The organism is Shimia sp. R9_1 (assembly GCF_017743775.1).
Lineage (GTDB): Bacteria > Pseudomonadota > Alphaproteobacteria > Rhodobacterales > Rhodobacteraceae > Shimia.
The window spans coordinates 342620-357140 of sequence record NZ_JAGHRN010000004.1 but is presented as its reverse complement, the minus strand read 5'-3'; the positions used below and the strand labels follow the sequence as shown (position 1 = coordinate 357140).

The following is a 14521-nucleotide window of genomic DNA, read 5'->3' as shown; positions in this document are numbered from 1 at the left end:
AGAGCACTATTTGTATTTTGCCACCATCTGCGCCTGGGTGCCATCTTCCATCATGGACGCCATAGCCGCATCAATCTTTGCGACGGTCTCCGCTGGCGTGCTCTTGGAGCAGGCAATAAAGAACTCATCGCGGGACACTTCCAACGCCATCTCAAGATCGGCATTCTGCGCGGTAATAGACTTCGCGCCATCTTCGCCAAGGATGACGTAATCAAGACGCCCAGCGCGCAGTTTCTTCAGCGTTTTTTCCAGATCTGGCGCTGTGTCCACTTTTGCCGCCCCAAGTCCCTGCAGCAACTCAACGGTGAAATCGCCGACCTGCGTACCGATGGCTTTGGTCAGCGCCACGTCCAATGTCGTTACATCTGTGTTTTCACCGGCGCGCTGCACCAGATAGGTGCTCTCGACATACATCGGACCAGCCCATTGGAACTTGGGTTCCCGTTCTTCGGTGCGCGCGGTCGAAAACACACAGGTGTTTTCATTCTTTTCCGCCAGCACAATGGCGCGGGTCCATTTTGTGATCTCCACCGAAGAAGTCAGTGCCGCACGGTTCGCCACCTCATGGATCAGATCAATACCATGACCAACCGCCTCGCCGTTTTCCATCCAGGAATAAGGCGCATAGTCTTCGGTCAAAAATGCCACATCGGCATCACCTGCCATCGCAACGGCCGGCACAGCCATCGCGCAGAAAATAAGGGCTTTCATAAGCCTGTGTCTCCCACTTCTAACTCTGAGGCGCCCATATAAGCGCGCGGTATAAAATAACTCTTAACCGCGCCGCGCCCCCTTGATCCGCCCTGCCCCTGCACCCATAACCAATTTGACCAGTCAAACGAGGATCTTATGGAGCCCGCATCGTCCATCGACACCGCATTTTGGATCACCGCCGGGGTAATCCTCTTTTTGCTCATGCTCTCGGGCTTCTTTTCGGGCTCTGAAACCGCGCTCACTGCAGCCTCGCGCGGCAAGCTGCGCACGCAGGCCGACAAAGGCAGCCGCGGCGCACAGCGCGCCCTTGCCGTCACCGAAGACAGCGAACGCCTGATCGGCTCCGTGCTCTTGGGCAACAACCTCGTCAACATTCTCGCCACCTCTCTGGCCACCGCGCTTTTCACCCGCGCCTTTGGAGAAAGCGGCGTGGCTATGGCCACTTTGGTCATGACCCTGCTGGTGTTGATCTTTGCCGAGGTGCTGCCCAAAACCTACGCCATCACGCGGCCCGAAGATGCCGCCTCCACCGTCGCTGGCCCGATCAGCCTTGTGGTCACCGTCTTCTCCCCCGTGGTGGCCGCTGTGCGTATCTTGGTGCGCACTGTGCTGCGCCTCTTTGGGGTGGAGATCGACCCGGACAGCCAGGTCCTCGCCGTGCGCGAAGAAATCGCGGGCGCCATTCAGCTTGGCCACTCCGAAGGCATCGTCGAAAAAGAAGACCGCGACCGCATCTTGGGCGCGCTCGATCTCTCTGACCGCACGGTTGAGGAAATCATGTTGCACCGCTCCGGCATCGAGATGATCAACGCCGATGACAGCCCCGCCGACATCCTCAACCAATGTCTGGAGAGCAATCACACCCGCCTGCCCGTCTTTAAGGACGAACCGGAAAACATCATTGGTGTGGTGCACGCCAAAGACCTGTTCCGCGCCATGTACCGCCGCGTCCGTGAGGCGGGCAGCACCTCGCCTGAGCGCATGACAGACATTGTGCTCGATGAGGTGGCCAAAGAGCCTTACTTCGTTCCGGAAACCACCGCACTTGATGACCAGATGCGCGAATTCCTGCGCCGCCACGCCCATTTTGCGCTGGTGGTGGATGAATATGGCTCCCTGCAGGGCCTGATCACGCTCGAAGACATCCTTGAGGAAATTGTGGGCGAGATCACCGATGAATTTGACGAGGACGGCGACCACAAAATTGGCAAATCCGAGGATGGCCAGTTCCTGATCGAGGGTGCCATGACGATCCGCGATCTCAACCGCGCCACCGATTGGAACCTGCCTGATGACGAGGCCAACACCGTGGCGGGTCTGGTGATCCATGAGGCCCAGATGATCCCCACCGTGGGGCAGGTGTTCTCCTTCCACGGCTTCCGTTTCGAAGTCACCGGGCGCGAGGCCAACCGGATCACCGATCTCAAGATACGCCCCCTCTGATGCAGAGAACCACTCGGCACTTAGGGCGGCACCACAAATGAACAACATCAAAGGCAGCCTGCTTGTCGTTGCCTCCATGCTGGGCTTTGCCACCGCTGACATGTTCATGAAACAACTGACCGGGTCGCTGCATCCCGGTCAGGTGCTGATGGGGCTTGGCCTTGGCTCCGGCATGATCTTTCTCACAATCATTCTGGCCACCCGCGCACCGCTCTTTGCGCGCCGGCACTGGACCCCGCGTCTGCTCCTGCGCTCCGGCGCCGAAGCCGCCAGCGGCGTCATGTTCACCTTGGCCCTGTCGCGCATCGACCTGTCCACGGCCGCCGCCATTTTTCAAGCCATGCCGCTGATCCTCACCCTATTGGCCGCGCTGTTCCTCGGGGAAACCGTCGGCTGGCGGCGCTGGAGCGCCCTTGCGATTGGCTTTGCCGGTGTGCTGCTGATCATCCGCCCCGGCCTCGGAGGCTTTAACGCCACGGCCTTTCTGGTACTCGGCGCGGCGCTCGGGATCGCGATCCGTGACATCCTCACGCGACGCATAGATCCTCAGGTCTCGTCCCATGTGGTCGCCCTGCAAGGCTTCCTGGGCTTTCTGATTGCGGGCACATGTCTGCTGGAATTTTCCGGCGCCAGTGCCGCCCCGCTCGCCTTGGGAGAACTCACTCGATTTGCGGGCGCAGCCCTCTTTGGCGCGGCAGGATATTGGGCCATCGTCACAGCCATGCGCGTCGGCGAAGCCTCAGCCGTCGCGCCCTTCCGCTACACCCGCCTTGTCTTTGCCATGCTGCTTGGCATCTTCATCCTTGGCGAGCACCCGTATTGGCCCACCTTCGCAGGCTCGGCCCTCATCGTCGCCGCAGGTCTTTACACCTTCCTGCGCGAACGCGCCCTCGCCCGCCGCGGATAATGTGCAACGCCCCGTAACTGTTAGCCCTAACCTTGATAAAAACCGCCGTTAGCGCTACCAAATGCCGTTTACTTTTGCCTCCGCCCTGCTATAGCTGCCTCAACAATTGACCAGTGCAGGGACCCCCAGGATGAGCACCATCATTGATATCTTCGCCCGTGAAATTCTCGACAGCCGCGGCAACCCAACCGTCGAAGTCGACGTGATCCTTGAAGACGGCACCATGGGCCGCGCCGCCGTACCGTCAGGAGCCTCCACCGGCGCACATGAAGCAGTCGAAAAGCGCGACGGCGACAAATCCCGCTACTTGGGCAAAGGCGTGCTGGAAGCGGTCAACGCCGTGAACGGCGAAATCGCCGAAGCTCTGGTGGGCATGGACGTGACCGAGCAGGTTGCCATCGACGCCGCCATGATCGAGTTGGACGGCACCCCCAACAAAGGCCGCCTTGGCGCCAACGCCATTCTCGGCGTGTCCCTCGCTGCCGCCAAAGCTGCTGCAGACCACACCGCACAGCCGCTGTTCCGCTATGTGGGCGGCACCTCTGCGCGCGTTCTGCCTGTGCCGATGATGAACATCATCAACGGCGGCGAGCACGCCGACAACCCCATCGACATTCAGGAATTCATGATCATGCCTGTCTCCGCGGCCAACATCCGCGAAGCCATCCGCATGGGTGCCGAAGTCTTCCATGTGCTGAAGAAAGAGCTGTCTGCGGCAGGTTACAACACCGGCATCGGCGATGAGGGCGGCTTTGCTCCGGCGCTGGAAAGCACCCGCAAAGCGCTCGACTTCTGCATGAGTGCCATCGAAAAAGCAGGCTACAAACCTGGCGAAGACATCTACCTCGCACTCGACTGCGCCTCCACCGAATACTACGAGGGCGGCAAATACGAGATGAAGGGCGAAGGCAAGTCCCTGACCTCTGCGGAAAACGCCGACTACCTCGCGGAGCTCTGCAACGACTACCCGATCATCTCCATAGAGGACGGCATGGCCGAAGACGACTGGGATGGCTGGAAGCTGCTGACCGACAAAATCGGCGACAAGGTGCAGCTGGTGGGTGACGATCTCTTTGTGACCAACCCAACCCGTCTGGCAGATGGCATCGCGCAGGGCGTGGCCAACTCCATGCTGGTGAAAGTGAACCAGATCGGCTCTCTGACCGAGACGCTCAAAGCCGTCGATATGGCCCACCGCGCACGCTACACCAACGTGATGTCCCACCGCTCCGGCGAGACCGAGGACGCCACCATCGCCGACCTCGCCGTGGCCACCAACTGCGGCCAGATCAAAACCGGCTCCCTGTCGCGCTCTGACCGTCTGGCGAAATACAACCAGCTGATCCGCATCGAAGAAGCGCTGGGTGAAACCGCCGAATACGCAGGCCGCTCGATCTTGAAATAACCGTAGGGTGCGCATTCACTGCGCACCGTCACGAACGATGAAAGGCGGCTCCATGAGCCGCCTTTTTTCTTGCGCTTTGCGCTGCATATGGCCCTATGGAGCCAAAAGAACTTGGACTTGCCCAAATGACCGCCGATCAAATCATCGCCCAGCTCAACCTCGCTCCGCACCCGGAAGGCGGCCACTACCGCCAGACATGGATCGCTGACGCGCCGGAGGGCACCCGCCCCGCCGGCACCGCGATCTATTTCCTGCTGAAGGCGGGCGAGGTCTCCCACTGGCACCGCGTCGATGCCGCCGAAATCTGGCACTATTACGCGGGCGCGCCGCTGATCCTGTCGCTTGCAGAAACCGACGCTGGCCCGGCGCAAGACCTGACCCTCGGCCCGGATCTCGCCGCAGGCCAGCTACCTCAGCACATCGTGCCGCCCCATCACTGGCAAGCCGCACGCAGCACGGGCGAATGGACCCTTGTCGGCTGCACCGTCTCCCCTGCCTTCCAATTTGACGGCTTTGAGCTTGCCGCTCCCGGATTTGACATCCCGCGATGAGCGCACCACTGAGCCACAAGGAAGCCCTTGCGCGTCTTACACCGGACCGCCGCAGCTTGCTGCTAAGCCGCTCTGACGCCGCAGGCCTGCGCCATCTCGCGCTTTATCTCGGCGCACTCCTGTTCTGCGCGCTTTGGGTCGGCCTGCGCGCGCCGCTCTGGCCGCTGATGCTCCTGCCGTTCGGCCTGCTCTGGGTGTTCCTCTTCACGCTCAGCCACGAATGCACCCACGACACGCCGTTTGCCACCCGCTGGATCAACCGCGCGGTGGGCCACGCCTGCGCTCTGCCGCTGATACTGCCTTTCACATGGTTTCGCGCCTTCCACATGGCGCATCACAAATTCACCAATGATCCCGAGCGCGACCCGGAGCTGGCAGGCGGCCCACGCCCGAACACATGGCGCAGCTATCTGCTTTACCTCTCCGGCCTAAGCTACTGGCAATCCGCGGTAAAAACGCTTCTTCAGAACGCCTTTGGCACGCTGGACGCCCCCTATCTGCCAACCCGCAAACACGCCGCCATGCGTACCGAGGCCCGCATTCTGCTCACGCTTTATGCGCTCATCGCAGCCAGCCTGCTGGTCTCGCCGCTCCTCTTCTGGGTCTGGATCCTGCCCAGCCTGATCGGCCAGCCCTTCCTGCGCGCCTATCTTCTGGCGGAGCACGGCCGCTGCCCGCCGGTGGCCAATATGCTGGAAAACTCCCGCACCACCTTCACCAACCGTCTCGTGCGCTTTCTGGCCTGGAACATGCCCTATCATGCAGAGCATCACGCCTTCCCGAACGTGCCCTTCCACCAGCTCCCCGCGCTGCATGAAGACCTTAAGCCGCATCTGCAAAGCACCTCAGCGGGCTACACAGCCTTTCATAGCGACTACCAATCAGACCTGACGCCCGGACGCTAGGCCGGGCCTCGCCTACCCAGGCAGGCGCAGCCCTCACCCCTGTGGCACACTCACCGTGCCACCGCCCACCATCGCCATCACACCCGTTGTGCTTGGCGCAGAGGTCGGTAGCCCTCGCGCGACGCGCACCGCCAGATAGGCAAAGGCTTGCGCCTCCAGCATGTCGCCATCCAGCCCCACCTCTTCGACAGGCACCACCGGACAATCCAGCGACACCCGCAGCATCTCCATCAGCACCGGATTATGCCGCCCGCCTCCGGTCACCAACACGCGGCTTGGCGGCACCGGACAATGCCCCATTCCCTGCGCCACGCTGGCGGCACACATCGCCGTCATGGTTGCCGCTGCATCCTCATCAGAGAGCTCCCGCACCAGATCCATCATTTCCGGAAAGTCATTCCTATCCAGAGACTTAGGCGGCATACGCGAGAAATAGGCCTCCTGCAAAAACAGCTCCAGCGCACCTGTGGCCACAGTGCCCTGCGCGGCGATCTTCCCGCCTTCGTCAAACGCCAACCCACGGCGTGCGCGCAGCATATCGTTGAGCGGCGCATTCGCTGGCCCGGTGTCAAAGGCCAGCAAAGCACCCTCCGCTTCCGGCCCCTCTTTGCGCGGGTCCACCCATGTGATGTTGCCAACACCACCCAAATTCAGAAACGCCACCGGCTCTTTGGCGCCAAACCACTTGGCGCAGGCAAAATGGAAGAACGGTGCCAAGGGTGCGCCTTCGCCACCCAGCTCTATGTCTGCACTGCGAAAATCCCAGACCACCGGCACATCCAGCGCCTCTGAAAGCGCCTGCCCGTCTCCCACCTGACAGGTGCCCCGGCCACGCGGCTCATGCGCCAGCGTCTGGCCATGAAAGCCAATCAGATCAATATCAGCAAACCGGCCCAACACCTCTGCATGCGCCGCCTCGATCACTTTGGCCGCGGCCTCCGCCTCAGGCCCGGCCCAATGGCCCAGCGCCTTGGTCAAAACAGCCTGTTCCTCCGCAGAATAGGCGCGATAATCACTGGCCCCAAAGCCATGGATCTCCACGCCATCGGTCTCCACCACAGCCGCATCCACCCCGTCCAAAGACGTGCCTGACATCGCCCCCAAGGCCCGCTGAACCGTGGCTTTCTGCGCACCGCCGTTTTGCGCGGTTTTCTGGCCCTTCAACATGGCCTTTTCCTTCTGCTCTTCCCCGCCTATACACAGGCTCGCAAATCATACGGGATCGACACCATGACCTACCAGCCCAAATCGGATTTCCTCACCGTGATGCTAGAGCGCGGCTTTGTGGCCGATTGCACGGATTATGAAGGCTTTGACAAAGCACTCTGTGATGGCGTGGTGCCCGGATATATCGGCTTTGACGCCACCGCCAAATCCCTGCACGTGGGCTCGCTCATCCAGATCATGATGCTGCGCTGGCTGCAAAAAACCGGCCACAAACCGATCACCCTGATGGGAGGCGGCACCACCAAAGTGGGCGATCCGTCCTTCCGCGCCGATGAGCGCCCGCTGCTGACCAACGACCAGATCGACGACAACATCGCCGGCATCAAAAAGGTCTTCGCCAAATACCTCGACTACGGCGACGGCAAAACCGATGCGCTGATGCTCAACAACGCCGAATGGCTCGACGATCTGAACTACCTCGAATTCCTGCGCGACATCGGCCGCCACTTCTCGGTGAACCGCATGCTGTCCTTTGAGAGCGTGAAATCACGTCTGGATCGGGAACAGTCGCTCTCCTTCCTCGAATTCAACTACATGATCCTGCAGGCCTATGACTTCCTGGAGCTCAACCGCCGCTACGGCTGTCTGGTGCAGTTCGGCGGCTCCGATCAATGGGGCAACATCGTCAACGGCATCGACCTCACCCGCCGCGTGGATGATGGCGGCCTCTTTGGCCTGACCTCCCCGCTGCTGACCACCTCTGACGGCAAGAAAATGGGCAAATCCGCCGATGGCGCGGTCTGGCTCAACGCCGACATGCGCAGCCCGTATGAGTTCTGGCAGTTCTGGCGCAACACCACCGACGCCGATGTGGGCCGCTTCCTGCGCCTTTACACCGAAATGCCGCTTGATGAATGTGTCCGTCTCGGCGCGCTGGCGGGCAGCGAGATCAATGAGGCCAAAATCATCCTCGCCAATGCGGTCACCACACTCTGCCACGGTGCCGAGGCCGCTGCCACAGCCGAAGCCACCGCACGCGAAGTCTTTGAAAAAGGCGGCGTGGGCGATGATCTGCCCACCGTGACACTCACTTCCGAGGACCTCGGGGACGGCATCTCCATCGTGCAGCTGATCGTGAAATCCGGCCTCGCAAAATCCGGCAAAGACGCCAAGCGCCTGATCAAGGAAAACGGCGCCAAACTGGACGACGCGCCGCTGACCGACGCAGGGCTGATGATCGACGCCGCCGCGCTGTCCTCGCCGATCAAGCTCTCAGCAGGCAAAAAGCGCCACGCGCTGGTACAGCTCGACAGCTGATCCACAGCAAACCACCTCAACCAAAGGCCCGCCACTAGCGCGGGCCTTTTTCTTTGGGCTTCGCATTTTCCCAATATCCATTGGTGAATTGGCCCCTTTGGCCAAGAGGGGCTGGCCCTCATGCCTCTGGACAGAAGCGTGCTGATCCGCTTATTTGAACACACGTTCATTTATCGCCCGGAGGAGCCCGCCCATGAAACTTGATCAAACCTGCGCCGTGATCACCGGTGGTGCTTCCGGCCTCGGCGAAGCCACCGCCAGACACTTCGCTGCCAACGGCGCCAAAGTGGCCCTCTTTGACCTCAATGAGAAGCGCGGCCAAGCAGTCGCCGAAGAGCTGGGCGGCACCTTCCACAAAACAGACGTCACCGATGAAGACAGCGTTGCCGCCGCAATCGCCGCCGCCAAATCCGCAATGGGCACCATCACCACTGCGGTCAACTGCGCAGGCATCGCGCCCGCGGCCACCACCATCGGCAAAAAGGGCCCGCACCCGCTGCATGTCTTCCAGCAAACCATCGACATCAACCTTGTCGGCTCTTTCAACGTCGCCCGTCTGGCAGCCGAAGTGATTGCCGAAAACGAGGCGGAAGCGGACGGCGCGCGCGGTGTGATCATCAACACCGCCTCCATCGCGGCCATGGACGGTCAGCGCGGCCAGGCGGCCTACGCGGCCTCCAAAGGCGGCATCGTCGGCCTGTCCCTACCCATGGCGCGCGATTTGGCCCGCTCCGGCATCCGCGTCATGGCAATCGCCCCGGGCATCTTCCTCACCCCAATGCTGCAGGGCCTGCCGCAAGAGGTTCAGGATCAGCTCGCCGCCGATGTCACCTGCCCCAAACGTCTAGGCGACCCGTCTGAATACGCCCGCCTTGCAGGTTTCATCGTGGAAAACGGCTACCTCAACGGCGAAGTCATCCGCATCGACGGCGCCCTCAGAATGCAATGACCCGTAGGGTGCGCATTCACTGCGCACCTCTCCCCTCCCCCATGCTAGGCTCTCTTTAAAAGGAGCCCCACCATGCCCCGTCAAAACCGCGTTTTGCCCACCGGAGAGATCCTGCGCCACCGCGCGCGGGGCAACCTCATGGGAAATCGCGGCATCTTGCATGACACCGAGGCACATGATCACGGCGCGCTCACCCACCGGCGCTGGCAACACAAGGCTTGGGTCTGTTGCGTGCTGTCATTCAAAAACCGCCGCCGCACCCTCATGGCGCCCCACCGCTATACCGAGCTTTTCTTTCACGACGAGGCGGTTGCGCTGGCCGCCGGTCACCGCCCCTGCGCCGAATGCCGCCGCGCCGATCACAAAGCCTACTTCGCCGCGGCTGGCCACACAGGCTCCGCCCCCGCCTTTGACCAGCACCTGCACGCCGCGCGTGCCATTCCCCGAAAATTCCTGCAAAACCGCCCCCTTATGGCTGTCGCAGACCTGCCAGACACCACTTTTGTGCTGGACGGCGAACGCCCCCTGATGCTCATGGCAGACATGGCCCTGCCGTTTAGCTCTGACGGCTACGGCGCACCTATAAAACGCCCGCAAGGCACATTGCCTGTGCTCACACCGGCCCCCAGTATCCTCGCGCTGCGCGGCGGCTTTGCCCCCCAGCTGCACCTGCCAGACAGCCTCACCTGACCTCGGTCCACAGCCCCAATTCACCGCCACTTCGAAATCACTGGCCCTTTGACAAGCTATTTGCCATACCTTGCGCCAAACAGCCGATCAGGACCGCATCATGACCCAAATTATCGCTTCCCTTGCCGAGGTTTCCGACCGCTACAAAGCACTGTTTGTCGACCTCTGGGGCTGTGTGCACAATGGCGTCACCGCCTACCCTGAGGCCGTGGCCGCGCTGCAGGCCTATCGCGCCAAAGGCGGCATTGTGGTGCTTGTCACCAACTCTCCCAAACCGCGCGCCGGTGTGGCCGAGCAGCTGGGCGATTTTGGCGTGCCTGCCGATGCCTATGACACCATCGCCACCTCCGGGGACAGCGCGCGCTCGGCTATGTTTCAGGGCGCGGTTGGCGAAAAGGTCTACTTCATGGGCGAACCCGCGCGTGACGAAGGCTTCTTCCAGCCGCTTGAGATTCTGGACAACCCGGTCAACATTCGGCGCGTGCCGCTGGCAGAAGCCGAGGGCATTGTTTGCTGCGGCCCGTTTGACCCGATGGCCGAGGTCGAGATCAACCGCCCCGACTTCCTCTTTGCCAAGCAAAAGGGCATGAAGCTGCTCTGCGCCAACCCCGACATCGTGGTTGACCGCGGCGAAATCCGCGAATGGTGCGCCGGTGCTCTGGCCAAGCTCTACACCGACATGGGCGGAGAAAGCCTCTATTTTGGCAAACCCCATCCGCCGATCTATGATCTGGCCCGCCGCCGCCTCGCAGCTCTTGGCGTCTCGGTATCAGACAGCGAAATCCTAGCCATTGGGGATGGGCCCCACACTGACATTACCGGCGGCATGGGCGAAAACATCGATTCGCTCTTCATCACCGGCGGTCTGGCGGAAAAAGAGACCAAGACCGCGCATCAGCCCGACGCAGAGGCCCTTGCCGCCTATCTCGCGGCAGAGCAAGTCACCCCGCAATACGCCATTGGCAAGCTTCGTTAACAGAAAACACTTGATTTTCTGCGACTGCGAAGTAATAAAGTTGCAAATCATGCGCACCATGCGCCATTAAGTTACTTAGCGAAAACCTCAGACCATCTGTGTGGAGGCCTCATGTTGGACAATCTGCCCCGCGGCACCATCTTTATCGAAGACCTCGAAATCGGCATGTCCCGCTATGTGCGCAAAACCGTGACCGATCAGGACATCGAGATGTTCGCCGCCGTCTCCACAGACCACAATCCTGTGCATCTGGATGAGGATTACGCCAGAGACACCATGTTTGGCGGGCGCATTGCCCATGGCATGCTGACCGCCGGGCTGATCTCAGCCGTGATCGGCGAGCAGCTTCCCGGCCATGGCACCATCTACATGGGCCAGTCGCTGAAGTTCCTCGCCCCGGTGCGCCCCGATGACACGGTGCTGGCCACGGTCACCGTGACCGATATCGATATTGCCAAACGCCGCGTGAAGCTTGACTGCACCTGCACCGTTGAGGGCAAGAAAGTCCTCGCCGGAGAGGCCACCGTTCTCGCGCCCTCGCGCAAACTCGACTGAGGCCAACACGCTTTATCCCTATCGGGCGGCACTGAACGGTGCCGCCTTTTTTGTCTCTGCCGCCATAGGGCACATTCTCCACGCAAGACAGGGAAATCCGCCGCGCCGGCTTCTCATTCTGCCAGTATCCTGGGGGAGATGCCGCTTGCGGCGTCGGGGGCAAAGCCCCCGCCTTTGTCACCGATGATCCACAGCCGATCTGCCTGAGGTCAGCTCCTCTCTTGCGCCCCGCCCGCGCAAAAGCTAACCCTGCCGCATGCAAATTATTCGCGACTACCAATTCCTCTCCTCCGAGCATCGCGGCGCCAGCGTCGCGATTGGCAATTTTGACGGGGTGCACCTGGGCCATCAGGCGGTCATCAACCTTGCGCGCAACGCCGCGCCGGATGCCCCGCTGGGCATCATGACCTTTGAGCCCCATCCGCGCGAATATTTTGCGCCCCACGCGCCCACCTTCCGCCTCACCTCTGCGGAGACCCGCGCCCACAGGCTGGAAAAGCTTGGCGTGGAAAGGCTTTATGAGCTGCCGTTTAACGCCGCTTTGTCCAGCCTCACCCCTGAGGCCTTCGCCCGTGAAGTGATCGCCGACGGCCTCGGCCTCGCCCATGTGGTTGTCGGGGCAGACTTCTGCTTCGGAAAGGGGCGCGCAGGCACCGCCGAAGACCTCGCCGCCTTTGGCAAGGAGATGGGCTTTGGCGTGACCATTGCGCCTCTGGTGCAGGGCGGTGACGGTCAGGTCTCCTCCACCTCCATCCGCGCCGCATTGAGCGGCGGCCGCCCCCGTGATGCGGCCGCCATGCTGGGCCATTGGCACCGCATCGACGGGCCGGTGATTGGCGGCGAACAACGGGGCCGCGATCTGGGCTTTCCCACCGCCAATATGTCGATCGACGATCTGCACCAACCCAAATACGGCGTCTACGCCGTGCTGGTGGATGTGCGCGACGGGCCGCATCAGGGCAGCTACTTTGGCGCTTCCTCGATTGGCACCCGCCCGATGTTTGGCGAAAACAAAGCCAATATCGAAACCTTCCTGTTTGATTTCTCAGGCGACCTCTACGGCCACACGCTGTCCGTGGGGCTGGTCGACTATCTCCGCCCGGAGCTGAAATTTGACGGCCTTGACGCCCTGATTGCGCAGATGGGCAAAGACTGCGACCAAGCCCGGGAGATCCTCTGCGCCTTATGAGCACCCAAGATCCCATAGCACGCCAAGGGCTCGCCAAACGTTTCTGGGAAAAAAAGCCGCTGACCAAACTCAACGACCGTGAGTGGGAAGCGCTTTGTGACGGCTGCGGCAAATGTTGCCTCAACAAGCTTGAGGATGAGGACACCGGAGAGGTCGCCCTCACCTGTGTCGCCTGCCGTCTGCTGGATGACGAGACCTGCCGCTGCACCCAATATGACATCCGTCATCAGTTTGTGCCCGAATGCATCGTGATGACGCCCAAGAACATCCACGAGCACGCCTATTGGCTGCCCCAGACCTGCGCCTATCGCCTGCTCTGGGAAGGCAAACCGCTCTATAATTGGCACCCGCTGATCTCCGGCACCGCCGACACGGTGCATGACGCTGGCGTGTCGGTGCAGTTCAAAACCGTCTCCGAATTTGAAACCCCGCTGGAGCAGTGGGAAGACCATATAATCGAGGAACCTCTCTGATGCACTTTGCCTCCGACAACTCCGGCCCCGCCCTTCCCGAAGTCCTCGCAGCATTGACCGCAGCCAACGAAGGCTACGCCATGGGCTATGGGGCGGATGCGGAAATGGCAGAGGTCGTCGAGACGATCCGCAAGGTTTTTGAGGCCCCTGAGGCGGCGGTCTATCTGGTCTCCACCGGCACCACGGCAAATTCACTGGCGCTGGCAACCCTTTGCAAACCTTGGGAAACCATCTTCTGCTCCCATGTGGCCCACATCCATGAGGACGAATGCAACGCGCCGGAGTTTTACACCGGCGGGGCCAAGCTCACCATGGCCAGCCCCAAGGATGTCGACAAGATGACCCCCGACAGTCTGCGCGCGGCCATCGAGGGCGAAGAGACCCGTGGCGTGCATGGCCCCCAACGCGGCCCGGTCTCCATCACGCAAGTGACAGAGCGCGGCACGGTCTACACCCTGGCCGAGCTCAAGGCGCTTTGTGACGTGGCCAAATCCTTTGACTGCCCTGTGCATCTGGATGGCGCGCGCTTTGCCAATGCCATGGTCGCTCTGGGCTGCACCCCTGCCGAGATGACCTGGAAGGCCGGTGTGGATGCGGTCAGCTTTGGCGGCACTAAAAATGGCTGCATGGGTGTTGAGGCGGTGATCTTCTTTGATCCCAAACACGCGCGCGAATTCGAGCTGCGCCGCAAACGCGGCGGGCATCTTTTCTCAAAACACCGCTATCTGTCGGCCCAGATGCTGGGCTATCTCAAAGACGACGCCTGGATCACCGCCGCCACCAAGGCCAACGCCAGCGCGGCCCATCTCGCAGGCGGCCTGCGCCAGATCGAAGGCGTCGCGTTCATGCACCCGCCGCAAGCCAACATGCTGTTTGTCTACCTCCCCCGCGCCACCCACAAACGCCTCTTTGACGCAGGCGCGGTCTACCACCTGTGGGGCGGCGAGCTGGAAGGTGCGGACGACACCGAAATGCTGCCCGCACGGTTTGTCTGCGACTGGTCGATTGAGCAGGACCAGATCCACAAGTTCTTGGATTTGGCGGCTGGGTAAGCCGCTCATGAGAGACAGCCTGCGCGCCAAAGCCGTCACCATCTGCGACGACAAGATCGCCAGGAAAGGCGAAACCGTAGGGCTGTAACTCTCCGCGTTTTTTGCCAACAAAAACGACGATCCTGACCTCCTGACGGAAGCTGCCACCTGGTGGATCAAACGCATGAACTCGACCACTTCGAGAAAGCCGTGAAGGTGCGCGACTTGATAGTTGCTGGGGCTTAGTGC

At 61.4% G+C, this 14521-nt stretch carries 15 protein-coding genes and 1 pseudogene; 14 read left to right on the top strand and 2 right to left on the bottom strand.

The features are described from left to right. Positions 1–6: 6 nt before the first annotated feature. Entirely contained in the window at positions 7–711 is a 705-nt protein-coding gene (locus J7399_RS15050; protein ID WP_209087220.1) for a transporter substrate-binding domain-containing protein, read from the bottom strand. A 138-nt stretch (positions 712–849) separates the two neighbouring features. Between J7399_RS15050 and J7399_RS15045 the strand changes: the two genes are divergently transcribed. The 5 genes from J7399_RS15045 to J7399_RS15025 all read left to right on the top strand — a co-directional run bounded on the left by J7399_RS15045 (position 850) and on the right by J7399_RS15025 (position 5925). After that, positions 850–2157, top strand: coding sequence for an HlyC/CorC family transporter (locus J7399_RS15045; protein ID WP_209087218.1), 1308 nt, complete (start codon positions 850–852; stop codon positions 2155–2157). Positions 2158–2194: 37 nt separating this feature from the next. Next, positions 2195–3064 carry a DMT family transporter gene (locus tag J7399_RS15040; RefSeq protein WP_209087216.1) on the top strand — a complete coding sequence of 290 codons (870 nt, stop codon included), beginning with the start codon at positions 2195–2197 and terminating at the stop codon, positions 3062–3064. A 130-nt stretch (positions 3065–3194) separates the two neighbouring features. After that, positions 3195–4469 (top strand): phosphopyruvate hydratase, encoded by a 1275-nt coding sequence (gene eno, locus J7399_RS15035; protein WP_209087214.1) that lies wholly within the window; start codon positions 3195–3197, stop codon positions 4467–4469. Positions 4470–4594: 125 nt separating this feature from the next. After that, the gene (locus J7399_RS15030) at positions 4595–5020 is read left to right on the top strand and encodes a cupin domain-containing protein (RefSeq protein WP_209087212.1); all 426 of its coding nucleotides are present in this window, start codon (positions 4595–4597) and stop codon (positions 5018–5020) included. Continuing rightward, a complete protein-coding gene (locus J7399_RS15025) occupies positions 5017–5925 on the top strand; it encodes a fatty acid desaturase (protein WP_209087210.1) in 909 nt (302 codons plus the stop codon). Before J7399_RS15030 ends, J7399_RS15025 begins: the two co-directional genes overlap by 4 nt. 33 nt (positions 5926–5958) lie before the next feature. Here J7399_RS15025 and J7399_RS15020 read toward each other — a convergent pair whose 3' ends face one another. Next, complete coding sequence (locus tag J7399_RS15020) at positions 5959–7092, bottom strand: anhydro-N-acetylmuramic acid kinase (RefSeq protein ID WP_209087207.1); 1134 nt, start codon at positions 7090–7092, stop codon at positions 5959–5961. A 63-nt stretch (positions 7093–7155) separates the two neighbouring features. On the opposite strand from J7399_RS15020, the gene tyrS reads away from it, so the two are divergent. The 9 genes and pseudogenes from tyrS to J7399_RS21205 form a co-directional block, all read left to right on the top strand. Continuing rightward, the gene (tyrS, locus tag J7399_RS15015; protein WP_209087205.1) at positions 7156–8409 is read left to right on the top strand and encodes a tyrosine--tRNA ligase; all 1254 of its coding nucleotides are present in this window, start codon (positions 7156–7158) and stop codon (positions 8407–8409) included. Positions 8410–8602: 193 nt separating this feature from the next. Beyond that, positions 8603–9358, top strand: a complete 756-nt coding sequence (locus tag J7399_RS15010; RefSeq protein WP_209087203.1) for an SDR family oxidoreductase — start codon at positions 8603–8605, stop codon at positions 9356–9358. Positions 9359–9430: 72 nt separating this feature from the next. Beyond that, positions 9431–10048 carry a hypothetical protein gene (locus J7399_RS15005; RefSeq protein WP_209087201.1) on the top strand — a complete coding sequence of 206 codons (618 nt, stop codon included), beginning with the start codon at positions 9431–9433 and terminating at the stop codon, positions 10046–10048. 100 nt (positions 10049–10148) lie between these two features. Next, positions 10149–11024, top strand: coding sequence for a TIGR01459 family HAD-type hydrolase (locus tag J7399_RS15000; RefSeq protein WP_209087199.1), 876 nt, complete (start codon positions 10149–10151; stop codon positions 11022–11024). 111 nt (positions 11025–11135) lie between these two features. Beyond that, positions 11136–11579: a MaoC family dehydratase gene (locus J7399_RS14995; protein ID WP_209079188.1), complete on the top strand. Its 444-nt coding sequence runs from the start codon at positions 11136–11138 to the stop codon at positions 11577–11579. 256 nt (positions 11580–11835) lie between these two features. After that, positions 11836–12768, top strand: coding sequence for a bifunctional riboflavin kinase/FAD synthetase (locus tag J7399_RS14990; RefSeq protein ID WP_209087197.1), 933 nt, complete (start codon positions 11836–11838; stop codon positions 12766–12768). Beyond that, on the top strand, positions 12765–13241 hold the full coding sequence (locus J7399_RS14985) for a YcgN family cysteine cluster protein (RefSeq protein ID WP_209087195.1): 477 nt from the start codon (positions 12765–12767) through the stop codon (positions 13239–13241). The genes J7399_RS14990 and J7399_RS14985 overlap by 4 nt, the downstream gene beginning before the upstream one ends. After that, the gene (locus J7399_RS14980; protein WP_209087193.1) at positions 13241–14293 is read left to right on the top strand and encodes an aminotransferase class V-fold PLP-dependent enzyme; all 1053 of its coding nucleotides are present in this window, start codon (positions 13241–13243) and stop codon (positions 14291–14293) included. The genes J7399_RS14985 and J7399_RS14980 overlap by 1 nt, the downstream gene beginning before the upstream one ends. A 123-nt stretch (positions 14294–14416) precedes the next feature. Beyond that, a pseudogene (locus J7399_RS21205) lies at positions 14417–14486 on the top strand (hypothetical protein); the annotation flags it as partial. Positions 14487–14521: the final 35 nt, after the last annotated feature.

Bases quoted from the DNA above. Each gene is read 5' to 3' on its own strand.
- J7399_RS15050 (WP_209087220.1), bottom strand. From the start codon at position 711: ATGAAAGCCCTTATTTTCTGCGCGATGGCTGTGCCGGCCGTTGCGATG.
- J7399_RS15045 (WP_209087218.1), top strand. From the start codon at position 850: ATGGAGCCCGCATCGTCCATCGACACCGCATTTTGGATCACCGCCGGG.
- J7399_RS15040 (WP_209087216.1), top strand. From the start codon at position 2,195: ATGAACAACATCAAAGGCAGCCTGCTTGTCGTTGCCTCCATGCTGGGC.
- eno (WP_209087214.1), top strand. From the start codon at position 3,195: ATGAGCACCATCATTGATATCTTCGCCCGTGAAATTCTCGACAGCCGC.
- J7399_RS15030 (WP_209087212.1), top strand. From the start codon at position 4,595: ATGACCGCCGATCAAATCATCGCCCAGCTCAACCTCGCTCCGCACCCG.
- J7399_RS15025 (WP_209087210.1), top strand. From the start codon at position 5,017: ATGAGCGCACCACTGAGCCACAAGGAAGCCCTTGCGCGTCTTACACCG.
- J7399_RS15020 (WP_209087207.1), bottom strand. From the start codon at position 7,092: ATGTTGAAGGGCCAGAAAACCGCGCAAAACGGCGGTGCGCAGAAAGCC.
- tyrS (WP_209087205.1), top strand. From the start codon at position 7,156: ATGACCTACCAGCCCAAATCGGATTTCCTCACCGTGATGCTAGAGCGC.
- J7399_RS15010 (WP_209087203.1), top strand. From the start codon at position 8,603: ATGAAACTTGATCAAACCTGCGCCGTGATCACCGGTGGTGCTTCCGGC.
- J7399_RS15005 (WP_209087201.1), top strand. From the start codon at position 9,431: ATGCCCCGTCAAAACCGCGTTTTGCCCACCGGAGAGATCCTGCGCCAC.
- J7399_RS15000 (WP_209087199.1), top strand. From the start codon at position 10,149: ATGACCCAAATTATCGCTTCCCTTGCCGAGGTTTCCGACCGCTACAAA.
- J7399_RS14995 (WP_209079188.1), top strand. From the start codon at position 11,136: ATGTTGGACAATCTGCCCCGCGGCACCATCTTTATCGAAGACCTCGAA.
- J7399_RS14990 (WP_209087197.1), top strand. From the start codon at position 11,836: ATGCAAATTATTCGCGACTACCAATTCCTCTCCTCCGAGCATCGCGGC.
- J7399_RS14985 (WP_209087195.1), top strand. From the start codon at position 12,765: ATGAGCACCCAAGATCCCATAGCACGCCAAGGGCTCGCCAAACGTTTC.
- J7399_RS14980 (WP_209087193.1), top strand. From the start codon at position 13,241: ATGCACTTTGCCTCCGACAACTCCGGCCCCGCCCTTCCCGAAGTCCTC.